General features: G+C 64.7%; 18 protein-coding genes. All 18 read left to right on the top strand.

Annotated elements, in window-relative coordinates:
- Position 1: 1 nt before the first annotated feature.
- Positions 2 to 3,244, top strand: a complete 3,243-nt coding sequence (gene dnaG / locus AAC640_RS07130; protein ID WP_340265423.1) for a DNA primase — start codon at positions 2 to 4, stop codon at positions 3,242 to 3,244.
- 256 nt (positions 3,245 to 3,500) lie between these two features.
- Positions 3,501 to 3,968, top strand: a complete 468-nt coding sequence (locus AAC640_RS07125) for a hypothetical protein (RefSeq protein WP_340265422.1) — start codon at positions 3,501 to 3,503, stop codon at positions 3,966 to 3,968.
- 217 nt (positions 3,969 to 4,185) lie between these two features.
- On the top strand, positions 4,186 to 4,605 hold the full coding sequence (locus AAC640_RS07120; RefSeq protein ID WP_340265421.1) for a hypothetical protein: 420 nt from the start codon (positions 4,186 to 4,188) through the stop codon (positions 4,603 to 4,605).
- Between the two features lie 128 nt (positions 4,606 to 4,733).
- Positions 4,734 to 5,381 (top strand): P27 family phage terminase small subunit, encoded by a 648-nt coding sequence (locus AAC640_RS07115; protein WP_340265420.1) that lies wholly within the window; start codon positions 4,734 to 4,736, stop codon positions 5,379 to 5,381.
- A 1-nt stretch (position 5,382) separates the two neighbouring features.
- Entirely contained in the window at positions 5,383 to 7,122 is a 1,740-nt protein-coding gene (locus tag AAC640_RS07110; protein WP_340265419.1) for a terminase large subunit, read from the top strand.
- Positions 7,119 to 8,402, top strand: a complete 1,284-nt coding sequence (locus tag AAC640_RS07105; protein WP_340265418.1) for a phage portal protein — start codon at positions 7,119 to 7,121, stop codon at positions 8,400 to 8,402. Before AAC640_RS07110 ends, AAC640_RS07105 begins: the two co-directional genes overlap by 4 nt.
- Positions 8,383 to 9,144, top strand: a complete 762-nt coding sequence (locus tag AAC640_RS07100) for a head maturation protease, ClpP-related (RefSeq protein ID WP_340265417.1) — start codon at positions 8,383 to 8,385, stop codon at positions 9,142 to 9,144. Before AAC640_RS07105 ends, AAC640_RS07100 begins: the two co-directional genes overlap by 20 nt.
- A gap of 62 nt (positions 9,145 to 9,206) precedes the next feature.
- Positions 9,207 to 10,430 carry a phage major capsid protein gene (locus AAC640_RS07095; protein WP_340265416.1) on the top strand — a complete coding sequence of 408 codons (1,224 nt, stop codon included), beginning with the start codon at positions 9,207 to 9,209 and terminating at the stop codon, positions 10,428 to 10,430.
- Positions 10,431 to 10,493: 63 nt separating this feature from the next.
- Positions 10,494 to 10,796 (top strand): hypothetical protein, encoded by a 303-nt coding sequence (locus tag AAC640_RS07090; RefSeq protein ID WP_340265415.1) that lies wholly within the window; start codon positions 10,494 to 10,496, stop codon positions 10,794 to 10,796.
- Between the two features lie 15 nt (positions 10,797 to 10,811).
- On the top strand, positions 10,812 to 11,381 hold the full coding sequence (locus AAC640_RS07085) for a head-tail connector protein (RefSeq protein WP_340265414.1): 570 nt from the start codon (positions 10,812 to 10,814) through the stop codon (positions 11,379 to 11,381).
- On the top strand, positions 11,381 to 11,740 hold the full coding sequence (locus AAC640_RS07080; RefSeq protein WP_340265413.1) for a phage head closure protein: 360 nt from the start codon (positions 11,381 to 11,383) through the stop codon (positions 11,738 to 11,740). Before AAC640_RS07085 ends, AAC640_RS07080 begins: the two co-directional genes overlap by 1 nt.
- A complete protein-coding gene (locus AAC640_RS07075) occupies positions 11,737 to 12,297 on the top strand; it encodes an HK97-gp10 family putative phage morphogenesis protein (protein ID WP_340265412.1) in 561 nt (186 codons plus the stop codon). The genes AAC640_RS07080 and AAC640_RS07075 overlap by 4 nt, the downstream gene beginning before the upstream one ends.
- Positions 12,294 to 12,710 carry a tail completion protein gp17 gene (gene gp17 / locus AAC640_RS07070; RefSeq protein ID WP_340265411.1) on the top strand — a complete coding sequence of 139 codons (417 nt, stop codon included), beginning with the start codon at positions 12,294 to 12,296 and terminating at the stop codon, positions 12,708 to 12,710. The genes AAC640_RS07075 and gp17 overlap by 4 nt, the downstream gene beginning before the upstream one ends.
- A 68-nt stretch (positions 12,711 to 12,778) precedes the next feature.
- Positions 12,779 to 13,237, top strand: coding sequence for a hypothetical protein (locus tag AAC640_RS07065; RefSeq protein WP_340265410.1), 459 nt, complete (start codon positions 12,779 to 12,781; stop codon positions 13,235 to 13,237).
- Between the two features lie 12 nt (positions 13,238 to 13,249).
- Entirely contained in the window at positions 13,250 to 13,759 is a 510-nt protein-coding gene (locus tag AAC640_RS07060) for a hypothetical protein (RefSeq protein ID WP_340265409.1), read from the top strand.
- A gap of 110 nt (positions 13,760 to 13,869) precedes the next feature.
- A complete protein-coding gene (locus AAC640_RS07055) occupies positions 13,870 to 14,292 on the top strand; it encodes a hypothetical protein (RefSeq protein WP_340265408.1) in 423 nt (140 codons plus the stop codon).
- Between the two features lie 17 nt (positions 14,293 to 14,309).
- A complete protein-coding gene (locus AAC640_RS07050; protein ID WP_340265407.1) occupies positions 14,310 to 14,714 on the top strand; it encodes a hypothetical protein in 405 nt (134 codons plus the stop codon).
- Between the two features lie 55 nt (positions 14,715 to 14,769).
- Positions 14,770 to 15,261, top strand: a complete 492-nt coding sequence (locus AAC640_RS07045) for a hypothetical protein (protein WP_340265406.1) — start codon at positions 14,770 to 14,772, stop codon at positions 15,259 to 15,261.
- Positions 15,262 to 15,328: the final 67 nt, after the last annotated feature.

The raw sequence follows: 15,328 nt of genomic DNA, 5'->3' as shown, positions 1-15,328 counted from the left end.
TGTGTCTCTTTCAACTGCATTTCTGGACCAACTCCGCGCCCGCACGCCGCTCTCCGCCCTGATCGGGCAGAAGGTGAAGCTGGAGAAAAAGGGCAAGGAACATAAGGGCTGCTGCCCGTTCCATAGCGAGAAGACGCCCAGCTTCACCGTCAATGACGACAAGGAATTCTATCACTGCTTCGGCTGCGGCGCGCATGGCGACGCGCTGCGCTGGCTCACCGATCATGAAGGCATGGACTTCATCGATGCGGTGAAGCAGCTGGCGGAAGCGGCCGGGGTGGAGATGCCGGCGCGGACGCCGGAGCAGGCGGAGCGCGCGCGTCGGGCTGAGCATGTCGGTGAAGTGCTGGGCGATGCGGCGGCATGGTATGCTCGCCAGCTGGAGCCGACCGGCATGGCGATGGAGGCGCTGGCCGAGCGCGGAATCGAGCCCGCCTCGATCGAGCGGTTCGGCATCGGCTTTGCGCCCATGCGCGGCGGCGTGTCGGCGATCGGCATCGCTGCCGACCAGCTGGTGGCGGCCGGCCTGGTCGTCGAGGATGAGCAGGGCCGCAAGCGCGATCGCTTCCGGCATCGCATCATCGTTCCGATTCACGATGCGCGCGGTCGGCCGATCGGCTTTGGCGGTCGCGCCTTTGGCGAAGCCCAGCCCAAATATCTGAACAGCGACCAGTCGGAGCATTTCGACAAGGGCCGGGTGCTGTTCAACCTGCACCGCGCGGCCCCGGCGGCGCGTGTCGCCCGGCGGCTGCTGGTGGTCGAGGGTTATTTCGATGCGATCGCGCTCGACCAGGCCGGGATCGGCGAGGCGGTCGCGCCGATGGGGACGGCGATCACGCCGGAGCAGCTGGAGCGCGCCTGGCGCGTGACGGAATGCCCGGTCCTGCTGATGGATGGCGACGAAGCGGGCCGCAAGGCGGCCTCCCGCGCCTGCATTCGCGCCCTGCCCATGGTCGGGCCGGGTCGGTCGCTGAAGATCGCCACCCTTCCGGATGGCTATGATCCTGACAGCCTGGTGCGGGAATGCGGGCGCGCGGCGATCGACGATCTGGTCGGCGTCGCGCTTTCGCTGTCCAGCTATGTCTGGACGGCGGTGCTGGCGGCCGGGGATCGCGACACGCCGGAAGGGAGGGCGGCGATCTGGCAGCAACTGGCCGATCTCGCGGCGAGCGTGGCGCATGAAGAGACGCGGCTGCAGTACCAGTCCTATTGGCGGACCCTGTTCAACGCCGAGTTCCCCCCGGCCCCCCGGTGGGTGGTCGAGGATCAAAAGCTTCCGGTTGGAACCATGGAGGCGAAATTCTCCGACCAGACGGAGGAGGTGCAGGACCGGCTGCGGGCGGTGGCGGCGAAGCGGCTGGCGGGCCTTGTCGCCTCGGCCGAGCGCACGAAGGATGGCGTGACGCTGTTCGCCTGGGGCATGGGTCGGCGCGTTGGCGCGGGCCTGATCGACCAGGACATGGCCGATGACGCGATCGATGAGGTGGCGGACGGCGTTGAGGATGTCGCGGCCGAGGATATTGAGCGCAGCTTCGCCGCCGGCGTCGCCAAGGGCTTCGACATCGCGCCGATGCTGCTCGACATGCGGTGCGCCGGATTCCAGCGCACGGACCTGGGCAATGCCGAGCGGTTCAATGCCCGCTATGGCGGGAGCTTCCGCTTCACCACGGCCAAGGGCTGGCTGGGCTGGGACGGCAGGCGCTGGAAGGTGCTCGACCAGGACAAGGATACACTGCCGGCGGAAGTGCAGGCGGCCGTGTTCGACACGGTGCGCTCGATCCAGCGCGAGGCGGATTTCGTGGCGACCACCGGCTTTGCGAAGCCCGATGAGCCTTTGCCCACTGAGGGCAAGGTGCCCGTGCTGCTGGCCGATCAGTGGAAGCGGCATCGTGACAGCGGCGAGCGCATCGGGGCGATGGACCGCGTGCTCGAAATTAAGAGCAGCGGGCCGGTCATCCTGTCGGAGCAGATCGCCAAATTCGGGCGTGTTTCGGAAGGCGCGGGGCGGATCGGATGCATTGCCGGCCTCGCCAAGCGGTGGGTGACAGCGCCGATCGAGGATTTCGACCGCGACCCGCTGGCGATCAATGTGCTGAACGGTACGCTGCGATTCCGGCGCGACAAGGAAAATGGCGCGACCGTCACGCTCGAACCGCACCGGCGCGAGGATCTGAACACCAAGCTCGCGCCCGTCACCTATGATCCGGCGGCGACCAGCCCGATCTATGACGGCTTCCTGGAATGGGCCCAGCCCGACGCGGGCATGCGGCGCTATTTGCACCAGTGGGCCGGTTATAGCGCCAGCGGCGACATATCGGAGCAGAAGCTGCACTTCTGGTATGGCCTGGGCGCGAACGGCAAATCGACCACGATCGACCTGTGGGCGCATGTGATCGGCGACTATAGCGGCACGATCGGGATCGAGACCTTTCTCGACCAGGGCATCAAGAAGCGCGGCGAGCAGGCATCGCCGGATCTGGCGCGCCTGGGCGGCGTGCGCATGTTGCGCGCGTCGGAACCGGAGCGTGGGGCGAAGCTGAATGAGGCGCTGATAAAGGCGGCGACCGGCGGCGAGCCGATGGCGGTGCGCGCGCTGCATCGCGGGTTCTTCGACCTGATGCCGCTGTTCAAGCTGACGATCGGCGGCAACTACAAGCCGGATATTCCCGGCACCGACGAGGGCATCTGGCGGCGCATGAAGCTGGTGCCGTGGAACGCGCATGTCGCCGACGGCGATCGCGACGAGCAGCTGCCCATGAAGTTGCGGGCCGAGGCCGCCGGCGTGCTCAACCATATGGTGCGCGGCCTGCTCGACTGGCTCGACAATGGGCTGATCGAGCCGCAGGCAGTGAAGGATGCGACGGCCGAATATCGCGAGGCCAGCGATCCGCTGGGCCGGTTCCTGAACCTCTGCGTCGAGAAGGATCAGAAAGGCCGCATCCAGTCGTCCAAGCTGCACGAAGTGTTCCTCGCCTGGTGCAAGGTCGCGGGCGAACGCGACTGGTCGAACAAGGGCTTTACCAAGGCGATGCTCGACAAGGGCTTCGTCAAGAAACCCAGCGACGGCATCCAGTGGCTCGGTATCCGCCTGGTGCGCGAGGCGTCGGACTTTGTCGATGAGCATGGGCGGCCGCGCGAGGATGCGCCGATGCTGCCCGATGCGGCGTCCGGCCCGGCCGATGTGTCGCCCGACATGCCGCCCGCGCCTCCCCCCTATGACGACGACTTCGTGCCCGACTTCTGAGCGGCGGCGGCGCGACAGGTTCAAATGCTTCCGGGTTGGAAGGGTGGCGGAAGCATCACTGGAAGGAAGAAAGCGCGAATTTCTGCGCCATTGGAAGGGTTGGAAGGATTGTGCGCATGTTTCCCTCACATATGCGCGTGTGCGCGGGCGCATAGGTGATGAACATATACAATAATCCTTCCAACCCTTCCGAACCTTCCAAATACAAGAATTTAAATAGGCTTTTCATAGAGTTGAGTAGTGGAAGGGTGAGAGTATGACGGTTCCGGTGGTGGAAGGGTCGCAATTCTGGACATTTGAGGCGGTGCAGGAGCGCATGGTGGAGGCGTGGGGCTATCTGATCCGCATGCCTGATGGTGAGGCGTCATGGCTGCGCGCCTGCTCGCGCTCCTCCATGCCCGCCGTCATCCGTGATGTGCGCAAGGGCGACTGGATGGAGACGCGCCCAGGTCGGCCCGGCCTGCGCTCCGCCCAGGTCGATCTGGTCGAGCGGCTGCTCACCGGCGACGGCGCATGGATCGAGTGGGTCGTGCCGCGCGATCGGTCGCTGATCGCCACGGTGCTGCGGCTGCGCTCGCGCAAGGTCGGGTTCGATTGGCGCGACGTTGCCGAATCGGAGGGCGTCATGATCGGTGCGGAGGCGCTGCGGAAGCGTTATTCGCGGGCGATCACGGGCATCGCACAGCGTCTCAACCGCAACGGTTCGTCGCACGATTTGCTGTGACGCTCAGCGAAACCCAGCATTTCCGCTTGCGGAATGTGTCAACCCCCGGAATTTTTCCGGAGTAAATAAAGGGTGTCCGTTTCCGCAGTGAATGGCCCTATTTCAGATATATGCTTGGTCCAGTCGTGTGGATTGGGGGGAGCCAAGCATTCCTCTCCTTGGATGACTGAAGCGGGGCTGGTGGCGACACTGGCCCCGCTTCTCTTTGGGTGACGCCATGCCGACGATGCCGAAGCGGTTACGACCTGCGGGCGCGCGATCGCGGGAGCAGGTGCGCAAGGAGCAGGATGAGCGGCGCGGGTCGGCTGCGTCGCGTGGATATACGAGCCGGTGGACGAAGGCGTCCGCGACGTTTCGGCGGCGGCATCCGCTCTGTGAATATTGTGCGTTGGAGGATCGGGTCGAGCCGTCGGTGCTGGTCGACCATCTCTACCCGCACCGGACCTATGACGGCGTGTTCTGGCTGACCGAATGGTGGGTGGCCAGCTGCACGGCGTGCCACTCGGGCATGAAGCAGGCCGTCGAGCAGGCGGGCAAGGGCGCGATCGACGCGCTGGCCCGCCGCCTCGGCCGCGAGCCCATGGCCTCCCCCTCGGGCGGGAGGGGGGTGCCCAAAGGCTGGCCCGGCGGCCCCTAGGACCGGCCATGCACATAGGAAAAAATCGGCGCGAAATTCTGCGCCAGATATTTTTTTAAGGCGCTGAGTTTTCAGCGGATTTGGCGAAGGAGGTGGGCCGCGCGACGGTCGGCCAGGGAGTGATTTTTATGCCGCGTGGACGTAGGCCCGACCCAGATCAGGAAGCAAAGGGCTTTCCGAACCGGCGCAAGTCGGCAACGCGCAAGCGGGAGGAAGAGGCGGCGCGCGTCGCGCAGCTGCTGGTGGCGTCGACATCGGGCGATGTGCTGCAGCCGCCCGCGCTGATCGACCAGGGGCCGCTCTATGCCGGCGCGGTAGCGGTCTGGCGGGAGATGGCACCGCGCCTCGCGCGCACGCACCGCCTGCCCGAGCAGCATCGCATGATCTTTGCCATGTTCTGCGTCTATTACGCCGATTGGGTTTCGCTGAACGATCAGCTGAAGCAGGAAGGCATGACGCAGCGCGTGAAGACGGTCGCGGGTGGCTTCATGATCCGCGATCATCCGGCGGTGCGGCGGCGGCAGGAATGCTTCGACAATGTCATGACGCTGTCCCGGCAGTTCGGCCTGACGCCGCACGATGAATATGACCTGTTCAAGAATCAGGCGGGCGCGGCGGCTACCAATCCCGGTCTGTTCGGTGGCGCGTTGCCGGTCCCTGCCCAGCGCAAGGCCGAAGGCGAGGTTGAAGCTGGGGAAGAGGCACCCGCCTCCGGCCCCCGTGTCGGCATTCTGAGCGGCATGGATTCGCCGCCGCCGGGACAGCGGCCGAACTGATATGGCCGACCAGACGGCAGCGGCCACGCTGTCGCCCTGGTGGCGGGAAGGAGACCCGCTGCCGCCCTGGTTGGCGCAGGTCGAGAGCGACCCGGCCTATGGCTGGGCGATCGGTGCATGGAAGAAGGCGGCGGCGCAGCCCGGTGCATGGTTCGACCATGCCAAGGCTGATCACGTCGTCACGCTATGGCCGCAAATTTTCCGGCTGACGGACGACCGCTTTGCGGGCGTGCCGTTCCGCCTCAACCTCTGGCAGGAGATCATTGTCCGCCTGCTGTTCGGGTGGAAGCATCCGATCCAGATCATCGATCCGATGACGGGCGCGGACGTGGAAGAGCATGTGCGGATCTTCCAGATCCTGCGCCTCTGGATTCCGCGCAAGAACGGGAAGTCTGAGTTCCTGGCCGCACTCGCCTTGATGTTTTGGGCGGTCGAAGGGCTCCAGGGCGGTCAAGGCTATGCCTTCGCCCGCGATGAGGATCAGGCGGAAATCCCGTTCGCCAAGATGAAGGCCATGGTGTCGCACAGCGAAGTGCTGGCGCGGGACATTCAGGTGCAGAGCAGCCATATGTGGCTGAAGCCGCTGTCGTCGTCGTTCGTGGTGTTGACGGGAAGCGACCAGGGGAAGCACGGCAAGTCGCCCAGCGTCACGCTCGGCGATGAGATGCACGAGTGGAAGAGCCGCAAGATCGAGAACGACCTGCGGCAAGGCCAAGGTGCCCGCCTGCAGCCGATCGCGCTGTTTGCGTCGACCGCTGGCCTGAAAACGAACCAGACCGGCGTCGAAATCTGGGAAGAGAGCGAACAGATCCTCGACGGGACGATCGACGACCCGGCGACGCTGGTCGTCATCTTCGCCGCGCCGGATGACGCGGACTGGGAAGACGAGGCGGTCTGGCGATCGGCGAACCCGTCGCTCGGCCTGTCGCCGACGTTGCAGTTTTTGCGCGGTGAAGCGCGCCTTGCGAAGGGAAACCCGGTCAAGGAAGCGCATTTTCGCTGCTACCATTTGAACCAGTGGGTCGACGATCAGGCTCTCTGGCTCAACATGGCGAAGTGGGACAAGTGCCAGGTCGGCCAGAATGGCTGGTTGACGATGGCGGAGCGCATGGCGGGCCGCCGTTGTTTCGGCGCATGGGACTTGTCGTCGGTGCGCGACATCACGGCGCTGGTGTGGTTGTTCCCGCCGATCGCGGGCGACCCGCTCTGGCATCTGCTGTGCCGCTTCTGGGTTCCGGAGGCTTCGCTGGCGCAGCGGGTGAAGGAAACGAAGGTTCCCTTCGACCGCTGGCGCGACATGGGCGCGCTGGAGGTGACGCCGGGGGATATTGTCGACCAGGACTATGTCCTGCGCGCGGTGGAGGCCGGAATCGGCGCCTTCGATGTCGAGCGCATCGGCTACGACCCGTGGGGCGGCGTCAAGCTGGTGACGGACATGCAGAAGGAAGGGATCGACACCGATCTGCTGCTGCAGGTCCGCCAGGGCATCCATTCGCTCGGCGAACCGACCAAGGAGTTCGAGCGGCATGTCTATGCCGGCACGCTGGACCATGGGGGGCATCCCCTGCTGCGCTACATGGCGCGCAACACCATGGTCCGGTTCGATGAGAATCTAAACTACATGCCTGCGAAGAAGCGGTCGAAGGACAAGATCGACGGCATCGTCGCGGCGGTGATGGCGAAGGCGGTGGGCATGGCCCCCGAAGACGACGCACCGGAACCGGAGATCCACAACCTATGAATCTGCGCGAAAAGGTCGGCCGCTGGCTGATCGGCACCGACGCTGAGCGGGCGGGCTCCGGCGAGCCCATCAGCAATTCGGGCGAAGTGTCCCTGCCGACGATCCGCCGTGGCACGGAAGCCTTTGAATGGTTCACCGGCGTTCCGGCCATTGCTGGCCTGCCTGTTGTGACGGATCGGAGCGCGCTGACGATCAGCGCGATCTGGTCGTGCGTGTCGCTGATCGCCGGCGCCATCTCCACGCTGCCCATGAACCTTTACAATCGGACGAAGGATGGCGAGCGGACCATCCGCGAGAGCGACGACCTGTGGTGGGTGCTGAACGAAGAGTTTTGCCCGCGCTGGGTCGCGTCCGCCGGGTGGGAATGGCTGGTTTTGTCCCGCCTGTTCGAGGGCGATGCCTATGCCGAGATCCTGCGCAAGGGTCCGGGCGAGTCCGGTTTGGTGCCGCTGCATCCCCGCCGTGTCGAGCCGGTGCCGTGGAAAGACGGGTCACGGCTCGCCTATATCGTCTATCCCGAGCCGGATCTGGCCGACCAGTCGGTGCGGGTGCTCGACCAGGACGACATGCTGCATGTGCCCGGCCTGGGCTTCAACGGCACGCGCTCTTTCTCGCCACTGCGTCATGCCCTGCAGAATGTTGGGGGCGTGGCACTGGCGGCGCAGAATTATGCCGGGCAGTTTTTCGCCAATCAGGCCCGTCCCGATTATGCGCTGATCGCGCCGGTTGAAGCCAAGTTCGATACGGAGAAGATCGAAAATCTCCGCAACCAGGTCGAAGAGCGTCACGCCCTGCGCAATGGCCAAGGGTCGAAGCCGATGCTGCTCACCGGCGGCCTCGACATCAAGACGATCACGCTGCCGAACAAGGATGCGGAACTGGCCGTCACCCGGCAGCTGCAGATCGAGGAAATCGCCCGCATCTACAATGTGCCGCCGTTCATGATCGGTCACAATGAGAAGACGACCAGCTGGGGCTCGGGCGTGGCGGAGATGGGCACGGCGTTCGTGCGCTATGTGCTGCGCCGTCACCTAAACGCCTTCCAGAATGAGATCAACCGCAAGTTTTTCCGCACCTCGGCGCGGCTCGCGGAGTTCGACACGTTCGAGCTGGAGCGCGCCGACCTGAAAACCCTGTTCGAGACCTTCCGCTCGGCGCTCGGCCGCGCGGGCGAAAAGCCGATCCTGACGCGGGACGAAGTCCGGCGTTTGATCAACTATGGCCGCACTCCCGGCGGCGACAGCTTCGAGGACAACGCCAATGCGCAACCGCCTGCTTAACCTCTATTCCCGCAACGCCAAGGTCGGCGCGGGCATTAAGGCCGAAGGCAACACCATCTATCTCTACGACTATATCGCCGGGTCGGAAGCCGATGCGCAGTGGTGGGGTGGGGTGAGCGCCGAAGGCTTCACCCGCCAGTTGATGGCGATGGAGGGCGATGTGTCGGTGCGGATCGACAGCCCTGGCGGCGATGTGTTCGGCGGCCGCGCGATCGCCCAGGCCATTCGGGAATATGATGGCAAGGTGACATGCCATATCGACGGCCTGGCCGCGAGCGCGGCCAGCTACATCGCGATCAGCGGCGACCATGTCGTCGCGGCCCCCGGCGCGTTCGTGATGATCCATCGGGCCTGGACCTTGATGATCGGCAACAGCGCCGATTTCCGCGCCGAGGCCGATCTGCTCGACAAGATCGATGCCAGCATCGCGGCCAGTTACGCCGCGAAAGCTGGTGGCGAAACCGACTGGATTGCCCTGATGGACAAGGAAAGCTGGTTTACCGGCGATGAGGCGCTCGCGCTCGGCCTGATCGACGAAGTGCTGTCCGAACAGGGCGGGAAGGCGGCCAACTCCGGCAAGCGGGGCTGGAATCTGTCGGCCTTCGATCATCCGCCGGTGAACAAGATCCCGACCCCCGCACCGGCATCGGAGCCCCAGCCCGCGCCGGAGCCCAGCGAATCCGATGAGATTGCAGCACGCGAGCGGCGCCTTGCCGTGGACCTGCTGACCCAAGCTGCCTGAGCGCGCCGCGCGAGGGAGACCACCGGGCCGCTTTCGCGGCCCTTTTTTATGGAGAAGCGTAAATGAGCATTCAGGCTCTCCGCGAGCAGCGCGCGGCAAAGGCGAAGTCGCTGCAGGATCTGGTAAAGAAGGAAGGTCCGTGGACCGCCGACAACCAGGCCGCCTATGATGCCGGCATCGCCGAAATCGAGGACATCGACGCCAAGATCGAACGCCACCAGCGCATGAACCAGCTGGCCGCCGAAACGGCGCTGACCAGCACCGTGATCGATACCGCCGATCGCATCGGCCGCGACCAGAACAGCGAGGCGAGCCGCATTTTCGCCAAGTGGCTGCGCGGCGGCGACAATGCCCTGACGACCGAGGAATGGCAGGCGCACCTTGCCGCAGTGCAGAACACCATGTCGACGACGACCGGCAGCGAGGGTGGCTATACCGTCCAGACCGATGTCGCCAAAACCGTGCTGGACGCCCTCAAAGCCTATGGCGGCATGCGTGACATCGGCGATGTCTTCCAGTCCGGCAGCGGCAATGCGATGAACTGGCCGACCAGCGACGGCACTTCGGAGGAAGGCGAAATCCTCGATCAGAATGCCACCGCTGCGGACGCTGATGTCAGCTTCGGCACGAAGGATCTGCCCGTCTATAAATATAGCTCGAAGACGGTCGCGGTGCCGATCGAGTTGCTGCAGGATAGCAGCGTCGACATTGAGGCGTTCGTTCGCGCCCGCCTTGTCACCCGCCTGGGCCGCATTACCAACAAGCACTTCACCATCGGCACCGGGTCGGGGCAGCCGAACGGCGTCATGGTCGCCGCCGGCACCGGCAAGACGGGGACCACCGGCCAGACCGCCACCGTCATCTATGATGACCTGGTCGACCTGGAGCACAGCGTCGATCCGGCCTATCGTGAGATCGGCAATTGCCGTTTCATGATGCACGACGATTCGGTGAAGATCGTCAAGAAGCTGAAGGATACGGCGGGTCGGCCGATCTTCCTGCCCGGCTACGATGCCGCCAATAATGGCAAGCTGGACACGCTGTTGGGCTACCCGATCAAGGTCAACCAGCATGTCGCGACGATGGCGGCCAACGCCTATTCGATCGCCTTCGGCGACTTCAAGAACTACCTGATCCGCGACGCGATGGGCATCGAGATGTTCCGCTTCACGGACAGCGCCTATGCGAAGAAGGGGCAGGTCGGTTTCCTGGCCTTCCTGCGGTCGGGTGGCAACCTGATGGACGTGGGCGGCGCGGTGAAGCGGTACCGCAACAGCGCGTCCTGATGATGCGGGGTCCGGCGCGCGATCGCCGGACCCGCTTTCCCTTCCTCCATCGGGAGACATTCCGTGGCAAAACTTTCTCTAGACGAACTGAAGGCGGCGGTTGCCGCCGCGCGCGAGGCATTGGTCGGCGATCCGGAAAACGAAACGCTGAAGGCCGAACTGGCGAAGGCGGAGCAGGCGCTTGCCGCTGCTCAGCAGGCCACCAGGATCGAGGTGCGCGTGTTGGTCGACCATGGCCCCTATAAGGCCGACACGGTGGCGAAGCTGCTGCCCGAAGAGGTTGAGATCGCCGAGCGCGACGGTTGGGCCGACGCGGATAAGAGGGCGGTCGCCTTCGCCAAGGCCGAAGTTAAGTCCAAGGCATAAGGGGCGCGCGCCGCGATGCTGTTCACCCTGACCCCCATGGCCATGCCCGAAGGCTATGGGGAAGCCCTGCTGAGCCTGGATGCGGCGAAGCTGCACCTGCGCGTCGACGATGATGCGGAGGATGATCTGATCGAGGTGCTGCGCGATGCGGCGCTGCAGCTGGTCGAGAAGGTTTGCGGCATTCGCCTCGGCGTGGTGGAGGGCATCGTGGCGACGTTCCCCGGCTTTGGTCGGGGGATGCAATTGGGCGTCGGGCCTGTTCCGACGGTCGAAGTGACCGCCGTCAGTTATTCGGCGGTCGATGGCGAAACCGTCGATCTGCCGGATGGTGGCTGGCGGGTGGCGGTCGATGGCGCGCTGGTGGCAGCGCCGGGTACCATTTGGCCGGAGGGCGGGCCGGTCACTGTGACATTCACTGCTGGCTATGCGGCGGATGCCTGCCCTGCACCGCTGATCGCGGCCGCGAAGCTGGCGCTGGGCTATCTCTATGCCATGCGCGATGTCGCGATGGAGGGTGAGGCGAGCGGCGGCATGCCGGCGGCGTTCGGCCTGCTGTGCAACGCCTATCGGATGCCGACGGTCTAATGGCCGCCAATCTGCTGCGCGCGGGTCGCCTGGATAAAAGGGTCACGATCCTCAGCCGCGCCGATCAGATCGACCCGGTTTTCCGGTCGGCGGTTGTCGCGTGGGTGCCGTTGGCGACCGTCTGGGCCCAGGTGACGGACATATTGCCGTCGCGCTCTGACAAGATCGCCGATGGGATCAGCATCACGAACCGGCCCTGCCGCGTCCGGATGCGGTATCGCGCCGACATCGACTCCGGCATGCGCCTGTCGATCAATGGGCGAATCTACAGCATCGTCGGCGGGCCGGCGGAGATGGGGCGTCGCCAAGGGTTGGAACTGGTGGCCGAAGAGCTCAGCACCGAAGGGCAAGAGCCGTGACCATTCCCCTGAAGGGCGGCAAGGATCTGGATGCGTTTCTCGCGGCCTTTCCTGCCCGCCTGCAGAAGGGGGCGGTGCGGTCGGCGTTGACGGCGGCGGCCAGGCCGGTGCGCGATCAGGCCCGTACCAACGCGCCGCGCAAAACCGGCAAGCTGGCGAAGTCGATCAAATCCGGCAGCCCGAAGGTCAATCAGGATGGCACGATCTCGATCAGCGTCCGGCTGAAGGGGCGGCACAGCTTCCTCGGCATCTTCTTTGAATATGGCGTCGCGCCGCACTTCATCACTGCCGGCGACAGCAATCTGTCGGCGCGCAAGCTGACCCAGAAGGTGGGGCGCGAAGGCAGCGAAGAAGTGGATGGCGCGCTGAAGATTGGCGCTGATTTCGTGACCGGCGCGGTGCTGCATCCGGGTATCCCTGCCCAGCCCTTCCTGCGGCCTGCGCTTGATGTGAAGGCGGATGAGGCGGTCAAGGCTTTCGGCGATCGTCTGCGGACCTATTTGAAAGACAAGACCGGCTTTTCCGCGCCGGCGCAACTCGACGAGGTGGAAGAATGAACGGCGTGGCAGTCATCCTCCAGCTGCTCTGCGCGGATGCCGGCGTCGCGGCGCTGGTCGATCCCACAGCCGTACCGTCGCGGATCTCGGGTGACGAGCTCGGCCAGGGCGTGGTGCTGCCGGCGATCGAAGTCGAGCTGGTGAGCAGCGTCGATCGGAATATCCTTTCGCGGGGGGGCGCGCGGCATGTCCAGGACCGGGTCACGGTTCGCGGGCATGCCGCCACGGTGCCGGATTTGGCTGTCCTGATGAAGGCAATCAAGGCGGCCTGCGCCGACACGATGCCGGCGGTCGATGGGCTTGCCCATGTAACGGTCCATACCGACGGTGCCGGGCCGCAGGGCACCAGCCCGACGACCATGGTGCGCGCGCGCACTCAAGATTTCCTGGTCCGCTACAGCGAAGCGACCTGATCCACCTATTGCCATCGCGGCAATGACCCGCCCGCCGCGCGCGGGCCTTTTCTGCATGGAGCAACGAAATGACTGTTCGCACTTCGGCGGGGACGACGATCGCCATCTCGGCCGCCAATCCCGCCACCTTCAACACCGCAGGCTATGACGCCCTGTCGTTCACCGCCATCGGCGAAGTCACCGACCTGGGCGAGTTCGGCCGCGAATATGCGCTGGTGACGCACAATCCGGTCGGTTCGCGCGGCACCGTCAAGAAGAAGGGCTCGTTCAACGAAGGTTCGATGACGCTGGCGCTCGGCCTCGACACCGACGATGCCGGCCAGATCCTCGCCAAGTCGGCGTCGCTGTCCGACAATGACTACAGCTTCCGAGTCACCACCCAGAATGGCGACATCTACTATTTCCAGGCCCAGGTGATGAACTTCAAGGTGGGCGTCGGCGGCGTTGACCAGATCACGACGGCCTCCATCACGCTCGAACTGACGACCTCCGCCGCCGGCGTCGGCGTTGTCGAGAAGCTCGCATAAGGAGGCTGATCCATGCCCACCCTCAATTCGGCTAAGGTCGGCGCGACGCTGGCCTTCGACCTCTCCACGCTGGTCGATATCGGCGAAGCCTCGCACGAGGCCAGCTGGTCGCCCTCCTATGTGTTCAGCGACGGGCTCGGCGCGAACCAGGCCAAGGCCGTGTTCGCGGACGAGCGCACGCTCGCGGCGTCGGCAAACGAAAGCCTCGATCTGGCTGGCGGCCTGTCGGACGTGTTCGGCAATCTCATCACCTTCACCAAGATCAAGGCGATCGCCATCCAGGCCGCCGCCACCAACAGCAATGACGTACTGGTCGGTGGCGCGGCCTCCAACGGCTTCATCAGCTTCGTGGGCGCGACGGACGACACGATCAAGGTGAAGCCCGGCGGCATGTTCCTGATTGTCGCGCCCGACGCGAACGGCTTGGCGGTGACGGCCAGCACGGCCGATCTGCTGAAGATCGCCAACAGCGCCGGCGGCTCCAGCGTCACCTACAAGATCGTCATCATCGGCGTCGCCTGAGGCTGATCGGCCCGTGAGCTTAACCTGACCCCCGATTCGGCGGGGTTTTTCATGTCCCGGCCTGCCGTCACGGAGGCGGGCCGGGGCACCTTCCGTGAAAGGTAGTTTCCATGGCATTCGACATCACCAAGAAGCGCGCGCTCGAAACCGCGACGATCGACCTCATCAATGGCGACAACTCGCCCCTGCTCGATGACGACGGCAACCAGCTGAGCGTCACCGTGCATGGCCCGGCCTCCAAGGTCTGGCAGCAGGCAACCGCCGAAGCGAACCGGCGAAAGGCGGAGCGGGTGCGCAAGAGCGGCGGCCGACTGGAAGCCGCGGTTGATCACGCTCGCGACGACCGGATCGATTTCCTCTGCCGCGTGACGATCAGCTTCAATGGCTGGGAATATCCGGTTGAGAAGGGCGCGACGGCGCAGGACATGTTCCGTGCCGCCTATGCCGATGATGCGATCGGCTTCATCCGCGACCATGTCTATGGTGAGGCGAACGACTGGTCGGCTTTTACAAAAGGCTCGGCGAGCAGCTGAGCCTCTACATCCGGCAGGTGGCCTGGCTGATCGCCAAGCCGAAGAGCAAGCTTGCGGCTGAACCGGACAGCCGCATCAACGGAATGCGGGCGGCGGGGATTGAACCGGAACTGCCGCCCAACCCTGCATCTTATCTGACAGACTGGCTGTTCGAGATCGGCCCCACGGTGCCCACGGGCATGGGGCTCGCGCCGATCGGATGGCATGACATGCAGGCATGGCAGGGGATCGCCGGCGTGGAGTTGCTGCCGATAGAGGGCAGGATACTGCGGCGGTTGTCGCAGGATTTCATCGCCATGGGCGATGACGCGCGCAAGCCTGACTGTCCTCCGCCCTGGACGGGTGCTCCGGCTCTCAATCGCGAGGCGGTGTCGCGCAAGGTCGGCAATGCTTTCAAGGCATTGGTAATGAAAGGCCGCTAGACAAGGGGCTGGGAGCGCGGCATCTACTGCCTCGCTTTTCAAGCAGGGGGTAATCATGAAGAAGTTTGTTGTTCCGATGTTGTTCGCCTTGGCTGTTCCCTTCGCGGCATCGGCTCAAGATGCAGGTGTAGCTGTCTCTCCGCCGCCAGTGGTTCGCACGCTGCCTGCCAGCACTTTGGTTTCCATCACGCCGGATGCCGAGATTTCGTCGAAGAAGGTCGAGGTTGGCGAGAAGGTATCCTTCTCGGTTGTCAACGATGTGCTTGATGGCGGCGCGGTCGCCATTCCGCGCGGCTCGAAGGTCAACGGAACCATCACCTGGAAGACCGGCAAGGCCGTTGGCGGCAAGTCGGGCAAGTTTGAAGTGAACTTCGACAGTGTCACCGTGGGTGGGCGCAGCTATGCGATGCGCGGCACGCATCGGCAGGAAGGCAAGGGCAATACGGTTGCCGCCGTATTCGCGACCTGGTTGGTCAGTGGCCGTTCCGCCGTGATGATCCCGGGCCAGTTCGTCAACGCCTTCACGGCGGAGCCGATCACTTACTGATCGGATCCGATTGGTGGAATAATATGGGTCGTCGGGTAAAACCGACGGCCCTTTTTCGTGTGCCGAC

Source organism: Sphingobium mellinum (genome assembly GCF_037860795.1).
In the GTDB taxonomy this organism is placed as follows: domain Bacteria; phylum Pseudomonadota; class Alphaproteobacteria; order Sphingomonadales; family Sphingomonadaceae; genus Sphingobium; species Sphingobium mellinum.
Note: the sequence above shows the minus strand (reverse complement) of the source record. Positions and strands in the feature narration are given on the sequence as shown.

Coding starts and splice junctions, on each gene's coding strand:
- AAC640_RS07125 (WP_340265422.1), top strand. CDS start 3,501: ATGACGGTTCCGGTGGTGGAAGGGTCGCAATTCTGGACATTTGAGGCG.
- AAC640_RS07120 (WP_340265421.1), top strand. CDS start 4,186: ATGCCGACGATGCCGAAGCGGTTACGACCTGCGGGCGCGCGATCGCGG.
- AAC640_RS07115 (WP_340265420.1), top strand. CDS start 4,734: ATGCCGCGTGGACGTAGGCCCGACCCAGATCAGGAAGCAAAGGGCTTT.
- AAC640_RS07110 (WP_340265419.1), top strand. CDS start 5,383: ATGGCCGACCAGACGGCAGCGGCCACGCTGTCGCCCTGGTGGCGGGAA.
- AAC640_RS07105 (WP_340265418.1), top strand. CDS start 7,119: ATGAATCTGCGCGAAAAGGTCGGCCGCTGGCTGATCGGCACCGACGCT.
- AAC640_RS07100 (WP_340265417.1), top strand. CDS start 8,383: ATGCGCAACCGCCTGCTTAACCTCTATTCCCGCAACGCCAAGGTCGGC.
- AAC640_RS07095 (WP_340265416.1), top strand. CDS start 9,207: ATGAGCATTCAGGCTCTCCGCGAGCAGCGCGCGGCAAAGGCGAAGTCG.
- AAC640_RS07085 (WP_340265414.1), top strand. CDS start 10,812: ATGCTGTTCACCCTGACCCCCATGGCCATGCCCGAAGGCTATGGGGAA.
- AAC640_RS07080 (WP_340265413.1), top strand. CDS start 11,381: ATGGCCGCCAATCTGCTGCGCGCGGGTCGCCTGGATAAAAGGGTCACG.
- gp17 (WP_340265411.1), top strand. CDS start 12,294: ATGAACGGCGTGGCAGTCATCCTCCAGCTGCTCTGCGCGGATGCCGGC.
- AAC640_RS07065 (WP_340265410.1), top strand. CDS start 12,779: ATGACTGTTCGCACTTCGGCGGGGACGACGATCGCCATCTCGGCCGCC.
- AAC640_RS07060 (WP_340265409.1), top strand. CDS start 13,250: ATGCCCACCCTCAATTCGGCTAAGGTCGGCGCGACGCTGGCCTTCGAC.
- AAC640_RS07055 (WP_340265408.1), top strand. CDS start 13,870: ATGGCATTCGACATCACCAAGAAGCGCGCGCTCGAAACCGCGACGATC.
- AAC640_RS07045 (WP_340265406.1), top strand. CDS start 14,770: ATGAAGAAGTTTGTTGTTCCGATGTTGTTCGCCTTGGCTGTTCCCTTC.